Origin of the sequence: Aquabacterium sp. (assembly GCF_030652515.1) — a bacterium.
Lineage (GTDB): Bacteria > Pseudomonadota > Gammaproteobacteria > Burkholderiales > Burkholderiaceae_C > Aquabacterium.
In genome coordinates, this window is sequence record NZ_JAUSAR010000118.1 from 1 (window position 1) to 8,393 (window position 8,393).

9 protein-coding genes are annotated in these 8,393 nt (G+C 59.0%); 5 read left to right on the top strand and 4 right to left on the bottom strand.

Annotation, left to right across the window (positions count from 1 at the left end):
• The 3 genes from tyrS to Q7V20_RS14715 all read left to right on the top strand — a co-directional run.
• A partial coding sequence (gene tyrS, locus Q7V20_RS14705) for a tyrosine--tRNA ligase (RefSeq protein ID WP_370652480.1) occupies positions 1-1,114 on the top strand: 1,114 nt, incomplete at its 5' end.
• 255 nt (positions 1,115-1,369) lie between these two features.
• A complete protein-coding gene (locus tag Q7V20_RS14710; RefSeq protein WP_304792571.1) occupies positions 1,370-2,197 on the top strand; it encodes a PEP-CTERM sorting domain-containing protein in 828 nt (275 codons plus the stop codon).
• 170 nt (positions 2,198-2,367) lie between these two features.
• Complete coding sequence (locus Q7V20_RS14715; protein WP_304792574.1) at positions 2,368-3,495, top strand: OmpW family outer membrane protein; 1,128 nt, start codon at positions 2,368-2,370, stop codon at positions 3,493-3,495.
• A gap of 104 nt (positions 3,496-3,599) precedes the next feature.
• Here Q7V20_RS14715 and Q7V20_RS14720 read toward each other — a convergent pair whose 3' ends face one another.
• The 3 genes from Q7V20_RS14720 to Q7V20_RS14730 form a co-directional block, all read right to left on the bottom strand.
• Positions 3,600-4,301, bottom strand: coding sequence for a hypothetical protein (locus Q7V20_RS14720; RefSeq protein WP_304792577.1), 702 nt, complete (start codon positions 4,299-4,301; stop codon positions 3,600-3,602).
• Between the two features lie 331 nt (positions 4,302-4,632).
• A complete protein-coding gene (locus Q7V20_RS14725; protein ID WP_304792580.1) occupies positions 4,633-5,313 on the bottom strand; it encodes a hypothetical protein in 681 nt (226 codons plus the stop codon).
• A gap of 226 nt (positions 5,314-5,539) precedes the next feature.
• On the bottom strand, positions 5,540-6,175 hold the full coding sequence (locus Q7V20_RS14730; protein WP_304792583.1) for an NTP transferase domain-containing protein: 636 nt from the start codon (positions 6,173-6,175) through the stop codon (positions 5,540-5,542).
• Between the two features lie 136 nt (positions 6,176-6,311).
• Between Q7V20_RS14730 and pdxH the strand changes: the two genes are divergently transcribed.
• On the top strand, positions 6,312-6,962 hold the full coding sequence (gene pdxH, locus Q7V20_RS14735) for a pyridoxamine 5'-phosphate oxidase (protein WP_304792585.1): 651 nt from the start codon (positions 6,312-6,314) through the stop codon (positions 6,960-6,962).
• 4 nt (positions 6,963-6,966) lie between these two features.
• On the opposite strand, the gene msrA is transcribed toward pdxH, so the two are convergent.
• Entirely contained in the window at positions 6,967-7,530 is a 564-nt protein-coding gene (msrA, locus tag Q7V20_RS14740) for a peptide-methionine (S)-S-oxide reductase MsrA (protein ID WP_304792587.1), read from the bottom strand.
• Positions 7,531-7,596: 66 nt separating this feature from the next.
• Between msrA and Q7V20_RS14745 the strand changes: the two genes are divergently transcribed.
• On the top strand, positions 7,597-8,393 hold a 797-nt coding region (locus tag Q7V20_RS14745; RefSeq protein ID WP_304792591.1), incomplete at its 3' end, for an acyl-CoA dehydrogenase family protein.

The following is an 8,393-nucleotide window of genomic DNA, read 5'->3' on the forward strand; positions in this document are numbered from 1 at the left end:
CACCAAGGTTCCTCTGCGCATCAAGTTGGGCATGGACCCCACCGCGCCAGACATCCACTTGGGCCACACCGTGGTGCTCAACAAGTTGCGTCAACTCCAGGATATCGGCCACACGGTCGTTTTCTTGATAGGCGATTTCACCTCATTGATCGGCGATCCCTCCGGCCGCAACAGTACCCGCCCGCCCTTGACCGCCGAGCAGATCAAGGTCAACGCCGAAACCTATTACAAGCAAGCCAGCCTGGTGCTGGACCCGGATCGCACCGAAATCCGCCAGAACAGCGAATGGTGCGACGCCTTGGGCGCCCGCGGCATGATCCAACTGGCATCGCGCTACACCGTGGCCCGCATGATGGAGCGCGACGACTTCACCAAGCGTTTCAAGGCGAACACGCCAATCAGCGTGCATGAGTTTCTGTACCCTTTGATGCAGGGTTATGACTCGGTGGCGCTCAAGGCTGACCTGGAATTGGGTGGCACGGATCAGAAGTTCAACCTCCTGATGGGGCGGCACCTGCAATCCGAGTACGAGCAGGAGCCTCAGTGCATCCTGACCATGCCCTTGCTGGTGGGGCTGGATGGCGTCGAGAAGATGTCCAAATCCAAAAACAACTATGTGGGCATCAGCGAGGCGCCCAACAGCATGTTCGGCAAGCTCATGAGCATCTCCGATGAGTTGATGTGGTCCTACTTCGAGTTGCTGAGCTTTGCGCCGCTGTCCAGCATTGCCCAGCTCAAGTCCGAATGCGCCACGGGGCGCAATCCTCGGGATGCCAAGGTGCTGTTGGCTCAGGAGGTGGTGACCCGTTTCCATGGGGCCCAGGCCGCCGAGGGGGCACTGGCTGATTTCGTGAATCGATCGAAGGGCGGCGTGCCCGATGACATCCCCGAGCTTCACCTGGCATTGCCAGCCGATGGCGCGGGTCTGGGCATGGGGGCCTTGCTCAAGCAGGCGGGTTTGGTGCCGTCCACCAGCGAGGCCATGCGCATGATCGAGCAGGGCGGGGTGCGGGTGGATGGGGGTGTGGTCAGCGACAAATCTTTGAAGCTGGCCAAGGGAACTTTCGTGGTTCAGGTGGGTAAGCGCAAGTTCGCCAGGGTGATTTTGGCCTGAATGCAGCCAAGGGTTGTCACGGGTTTTAGGGTCAACCCCACCCCTAGTCAGGGGGGCGACAGGCTTGGGTGGGGGTTTCCCAGACCGTCAAAAGCGGCCAATGCGCGCCTGCCCCGTTGTCTGGCCTGACTAAAGGCCCTTATGCTTGAGCTAGACAGATCGGTAAAGTCTGTGAGTCGACAAGAGGAATACGCGGACGCCTCTCTAGATTTTTTGATTTCCCCAAAAAAGGGACCGCTTTGTGTGGAGATAAATATGAAATTTGCATTCAAGAGCATCGTGGCTGCTGCCGCGTTTGTTGCTGTCGGTGCTGCCAGCGCGACTCCTTACGCCGGCACCTGGAGCGTGGTCTCCGGTTCGGGCGGCCTGACTTTCTCGGCTGACGCTCTGTCGGCTCTGAGCGCTTCTGGCTCGACCGTGGTCACCGCAGGCACCATCCCCACCATCGCCGGTTTGCCCGGTGCTGGTGCCACCAACACGGCCGTGTACACCAAGGCCACTGGCAACGTCAGCCTGTCGTTCAACACCGCCACCATCACTGGTGACGCGTTGACCTCGCTGCAAGCCGCCAACTCGCTGGTGCAAATCCGCCGCACCACGTTCAACGACGACGAAACCACGACCACGCGCAGCGTGTTCATGGCCAACTTCGACGTGAACCTGAGCAACTCCACCATTTTCGCCAACCTGTACTCGCGCACGGATTCCGGCGCGCTGGTCAGCTACGGCAAGCAAGCCATCTTCACGGCTGACGTTCCTGGCGTCGTCGGTGGCACGGGCGGCAACATCGAAGTGACTTCGGTGGGTGGTGGCGTGGCCAACGGCACGGCCAGCGGCAGCTTGGCTGGCGCCCTGCGCATGAACGGCGACACGGCCAACACCGTGTTGTCTTCTCTGGGCCTGTCGACCGCAGCCACTGACCCTGTTGCCACCCTGGTGCGCACGGCCAACTGGGGCACGACCAACGCTTCGGGCACCTTCACGGCTCCCGCCGCCGCCATCCCTGAGCCATCGACCTACGCGTTGATGGGCCTGGGCCTGGTTGGTATCGCTGCTGTGGCTCGCCGCCGCCGCGCTGCCTGAGTTAGAGCGTTCGCGCTTTAAGGCCAGGACTTTGAAGTACTTGGCGGGGAAAGCTTAGAGCTTTCCCTATAAAACCGCTCTGTGGTACAGAGCGGTTTTTTACATCAGGGTTGGGTCGATTGACGATAATGGGGCATGACCCCAAAGAACCTATCATCGCTGGAGACAATATGACAATGCCGTTCCGTTTGAGTGCAGTTGCTGGATTGATTTTCTTGGGTGCCATGGCCAATGCCGGCGCTGAAACGACGACCGATCGGTATGGCAAGGAGCTCAAGATCGAGCCGACTCGCAATATATTTGCGCGGTTTGGTTTGCTGGGCTTGAAGATGAATAATAAGTCGGAGGCTGCTAAGAATGTTTCCGGGCCTATTCTGAGCAGTCCTGCAGTGATTAGTGGGACACTTGACCCCAAGGTCATCACGCCAGGGGACCGTGGGTGGTATTGTTCTCAGCAAGTTGACGGCAATGGTGATGATCTGCCCTTGTGTGATCCAGCCGGCGGGAATGGGGCAATTGATACACTTTATAACTCCCCTACTAATCTTGGTATTCTATATGGCCGGACGACAGGTGAGGATTCGTTAGATATACCTGACGATATAAAGGCAAGGATTGCAGATCCGGCACCTGGAGCAATTGGTACTTTGGGGATGTATTTGGATGAGAAGCATCGTTGGGCGGTGGAGGTCCCAGTGATGGCTTTGCCGTTTGATGTGAATATTTATGGGGCCGGAACTTTTCAGAACGCTGGGAAGATTGCTACTGGTAAAACGTTGGGTTTTCTTGTTTTTGGGCACTATTATTTCGGTAATAAATCCGACAAATTCCGGCCATCGGTCTCGTTGGTCGCAAATTATTTGATTCCATTCGATTTGAAATCTACTCCTGAATTGGAGCGTTGGACTGGTGGGGTTACTAAAATTAGTAGCAAGGGGTCTGTTGGTTTGGGTTGGTTGGTTGGGGGGAAATATTCATTTAATGATACCTGGGACTTAAATCTTCACTTAGGCCAATTCAAGGCCAAGGTCGAGAATACCTTGTCCGTTTACGACATGAGCCTTACGCGTAATTCACCAATCTTCACCTATTGGCCGGGGCCGCAGGGAGACAGGCTGCGGTCGATTCAAGCGCCTGGCGGCATTCTTGACACTCAGTTGCGCGGTATCAGGGCCTACCGAAACTATGATCCGGCTAACCGCGTTAATGGAGGAGCCAATCTGGGTAACTATGTTTTCAAGCAAAACCAAACTTTGGACCCATATGTGATGATGGTGAGTGTTGGGTATAATTTCTAAAGAAAATCCAGGACTAAATGAAAAAGCTGCCAACTGGCAGCTTTTTCATTTCAGGCATTTGAATAATCAGTCAGCCCGCTTACACGGGCTTTTCACAATTCAAATCAAGGAGCAGGAACGTAAGGCTTGTTCGACACGGCAGGCTTGCGGACCTTGACAGCAATGTCTTGCGTCAGGGTGCCGAACTCCGTGTCACGAACCAAGCCAATCACCGCATCGCCCGACAGGCCCAGCGAGGTGGCGAACAGGTCCACGGCGGCAGGCGTCAGCTTCAGCTTGTCGAGGACTTCGCGGCCGGTGATGCTCAGGGGAAACTTGTACTTCAAAGCCAGGGGCGTGGCGACATTGAAGTCGTACACGGCAAACATGGGCAGGGTGGTGGCACCATGGGTGGTGGCATCGGCCAACACCTGGTGCTTGATGTAGTCCAGCTTGAAGTTAGCCAAAACGATGCCCGAGGTGATCACTTCACCGGTGTCTTCATCCAAGGTTTTGCGGACGATGTCCAGGGCCGAACCGCTGGCTTGGCCGGCACCAATCTTCAGGCTGGGAGTGATGGTGATGCTGGTGATCGGCAGCACGAACGACCAGGCAGACGTGGCGCCTTCTGCCAGGATGGGGGTGGTGTTGCCCAGGGCAACCACCTTGCCGCCGTTGGCCTTGAACAGGCTGATGGCGTTTTCCGAGAAGTTCAGGGTGGAGGTGCCTTGCAGGCCGCTCCAGTTGATGGTCAGCGCGTTGGCGGAAGCGGCCATGGCGAGGGTGGCGGCAGCGAAAGAGATCGAACGGATGGTCAGCAGTTTCATTTTTGCTCCTTGGTGGACAAGCTTGCTAAGTGCAAGTGATTGGATGACTCAATGGTGCATCAAAGCTTTTTTGCAGCCCCCCCCGCGAACAGGGGGTGAAGGCCGCTGACCCCCTGGATAGTGTGAAAAACTGGGGAAACCAAGTAGCTGGAATTCAGTCGGTGACTACGGGATTCCACTATTCAGGCCTTTTTAGGGCCTCTGATGCCTGGATCATTTGCAATGGTGTTGTGCCAATGAAAAAAGGCTCCCAATCGGGAGCCTTTTCATGCTATGGAATTCCGGGTGATTTGACCGGGTGGAGCTGCCCGATCAGGTTCACCGTTGAAACTCAGGGAGCAGGAACGTAAGGGGTCTTGTTGACGGCTGGCTTGCGAGCGTTGGTGCTGATGGTCTGCGTCAGCGTGCCGAACTCGGTGGTGCGCACCAAGTTCAGAACGGCGTCGCCAGACAGGCCCAGCGACGAGGCGAACAAGTCCACAGCAGCAGGTGTCAGGATCAGCTTGTCCAGCACTTCATTGCCATTGATGGTGAAGGGGAACTTGTACTTCAGGGCCAAAGGCGTGGCCGTGTTGAAGTCGTACACGGCGAACATGGGCAGCGTGGCGGCACCGTTGGCGGTGGTGTCGGCCAGCACCTTGTGGTTGATGTAGTCCAGCTTGAAGTTGGCCAGAACGATGTTGGCCTTGATGACTTCACCGGTGTCTTCATCCAGGGTACGGCGGATGATGTCCAGGGCGGAGCCGCTGGCTTGGCCGGAGGCGATCTTCAGTGCCGAATTGATTTCGATGTTGGTGATGGGCAGCGCGAAGCTCCAGCCACTGGTGCCGACGGGGGTGGTGTTGCCCAGGGCAGCCAGCTTGCCGCCGTTGGCCTGGAACAGGCTGATGGCGTTGTCAGAGAAAGCCAAGGTGGACGTGCCTTGCATCTTGGTCCAGTCGATCGTCAAGGCATTGGCCGAAGCGGCCAGGACGAGGGTGGCGGCAGCGAAAGAGATCGAACGCAGTTTCATTGAGTAGCTCCTTTTAAGTGCTTGCAGGCTGCAAGAAGTTGGTGAATGAATGTTGCCCCAGCACCGATTTGAGGCACCCCCGTGAGTAGGGGGCTGTAGGGCGGCAAGGTCCTGAAAACTAGGGAAACCATGGGGCATCGAACATCAATCGTTCCCCGGGATTCCACTAGTTGGGGCCTTTTGCGACTCATTTGCCAGCGCATTGGGCGCTGATGGTGCGCAACGGTCAGCGGGGCGCCAGGTTGGTGCTGTGCAATTGCACGCGCAACTGGGCCAATCCACTTTGGGCGTCTTGGGCCATCAGGACACCGGGATCGTCCACGTCTACGCCCATGGCGGGGTAGCGCGCGGTCAGGCGGGCCAGATCACGCTCGCTGTCCAGGCGGATGAGTTCGGAGAACAACTCGGCCGAGAAGCCCACGGGGTGGCCTCGGCGGTGCCGGTATTGCGGAAACACCACCGTGTACAGCGCGACTGCATTGGCCACGGCGCGCAAGGTGTCCACTTGCAGCATGGGCATGTCTGCCGGGAGCAGCAACCAGCCAGGGGCATTGGCGCTGGCTTCAACCCCCGCTGCGACGGCCCTGGCCAGGCGATCGGCGCGCGATCGGGGGGCTGACATGTCAGGCAGGTCAACCACATCGTTGCCAGGCAGCAGCATGCGGGCTTGCCTGGCCATGTCGGGTGGCGCCACGACCACCATGGGCAGGCCGCTGGCCAATCCTCGGCGAACCGTGCTGTCCATCACTGAAAACAGCCCCAGGGCTTGCCCGTTGGCGGCTGTCTGGCCGCCTGCATCCGGCCCGCCCGCGCTGTGGAGCGTGGGTTCGGCCAGGATGATGAGGGTGGGCTGGTGGTTCATGGTTTGCCTAGGACTTGCAACAAAGTGTGAGCCAAATTGCTGCAATGCACCAGAGCACCTTTACTTAGGCAAATACCCCAGACGGGTTTATGCCGTTTTGCTTCACCACCGGGCCAGACTGGCCGATACTGGCTGGATGGAAAAAACCTCACACGACCTGGCGCAGATGCGCCAAAGCTACGAACGGGCAGCCCTTGACGAAGAGCATGTGCAAGCCAATCCCTTGGGCCAATTTCACCTGTGGTTCGATGAGGCCGTGCAGGCCAAGGTGATAGAGCCCAACGCGATGACCCTGGCCACGGCGGGCGCGGATGGGCGGCCCTCCACACGGGTGTTGTTGCTCAAAGGCGCCGATGAGCGCGGCCTGGTGTGGTTCACCAACTACGCCAGCCGAAAGGGGCGGGACCTGGCCGCGAATCCGTTTGCCGCGATCCAATTCTTCTGGGGCTCTTTGGAGCGGGTGGTTCGCGTGGAGGGACGGGTGGAAAAGGTGGCCGAGTCTGAATCGGACGAGTACTACCGCTCCAGGCCCTTGGGCTCGCGGATTGGCGCCTGGGCATCGCCGCAAAGCGAGGTGATCCCTTCTCGCGAGGTGCTGGAGTCGGCATGGGCCGATCAGCAGGTTCGTTTGGGTGATGACCCGCCCAGGCCCAACCACTGGGGGGGTTATCGCCTGGTGCCGGATCGGTGGGAATTCTGGCAAGGGCGCACTTCACGCCTGCACGATCGCCTGATTTTTGAATCCAGCCCAAGCGGGCAGTGGGTGCTTCGCCGCTTGGCGCCCTGATTCATCAATCCTTTTTGAGCAGGTCGCCGAAGGTTTTCTGAAACTTGGCCACCTTGGGGGCCACCACGAAGGCGCAATAGCCGGCGTGTGGGTTGTGCTCGAAGTACCGCTGGTGGTAGGCCTCGGCCGGGTGGTAATTGGCCAAGGGGCGCACCTCGGTGACGATGGGTTTGCCAAAGGCGTGGCTGGTTTCCAGTTGCTCGATCAGGGCGCGGGCCTGGTGAGCCTGGTTGTCGTTGTGGGTGTAGATGCCTGACCGGTATTGCGTGCCCTCGTCGTTGCCCTGGCGGTTGAGCGTGGTGGGGTCGTGGATGGTGAAAAACACCTCCAGCAGTTGGTGGTAGCTGATCTGGCTGGGGTCAAACTTCACCCGCACCACTTCGGCGTGGCCGGTGGTTCCGGTGCAGACATCGTCGTAGCTGGGCTTGGGGTGCTGGCCGTTGCTGTAGCCGGATTCGGCATCGATCACCCCTTTCAACTGGTTGAACACGGTTTCGACGCACCAGAAGCAGCCGCCGCCAAAGGTGGCTTCTTCGAGGGTGTTGCTTTGGGGGGCATTCGCTTCCATGGGGGGTGTCCTTGTGCGTAGACTGACGTGTGATCCTTGAATCATTACCCAAACCAAGCCTTCTCCATGAGCAAAGCCACTTTTTCCTGGTCCGATCCCTTGCTGCTGGATGCCCAATTGTCGGATGAAGAGCGTGCCATCCGCGATGCGGCCCAGGCCTACTGCCAGGACAAGCTGCAGCCGCGCATCCTGTCGGCCAACCGCGAAGAGCGGTTTGACCGTGAGTTGATGAACGAGATGGGGGCCTTGGGCATGCTGGGCTCGACCATTGAAGGCTATGGTTGCCCGGGCGTCAACCATGTCAGCTATGGCCTGATTGCGCGTGAGGTGGAACGGGTCGATTCCGGCTACCGCAGCGCCATGAGTGTGCAGAGCTCCTTGGTGATGCACCCGATTCATGCCTATGGCAGCGAGGCGCAGCGGCAAAAATACCTGCCCAAGCTGGCCACCGGCGAGTGGGTGGGCTGCTTTGGCCTGACCGAGCCCAACCACGGGTCTGACCCCGGCAGCATGGTCACGCGGGCCACCAAGGTGGACGGCGGCTATGTGCTCAACGGGGCCAAGATGTGGATCACCAATTCGCCGATCGCCGACCTGGCGGTGGTGTGGGCCAAGCTGGACGACACCATCCGCGGCTTTGTGGTTGAGCGCGGCATGACGGGCTTCAGCACGCCGCGCATCGAGGGCAAGCTCAGCCTGCGCGCCAGCGTGACCGGCGAGATCGTGCTGGACCAGGTGCTGGTGTCTGATGACCACATCCTGCCCAATGTGTCGGGCCTGAAGGGGCCGTTTGGGTGCCTGAACAAGGCTCGCTACGGCATTGCCTGGGGCGCCATGGGGGCGGCCGAGTTCTGCTGGCACGC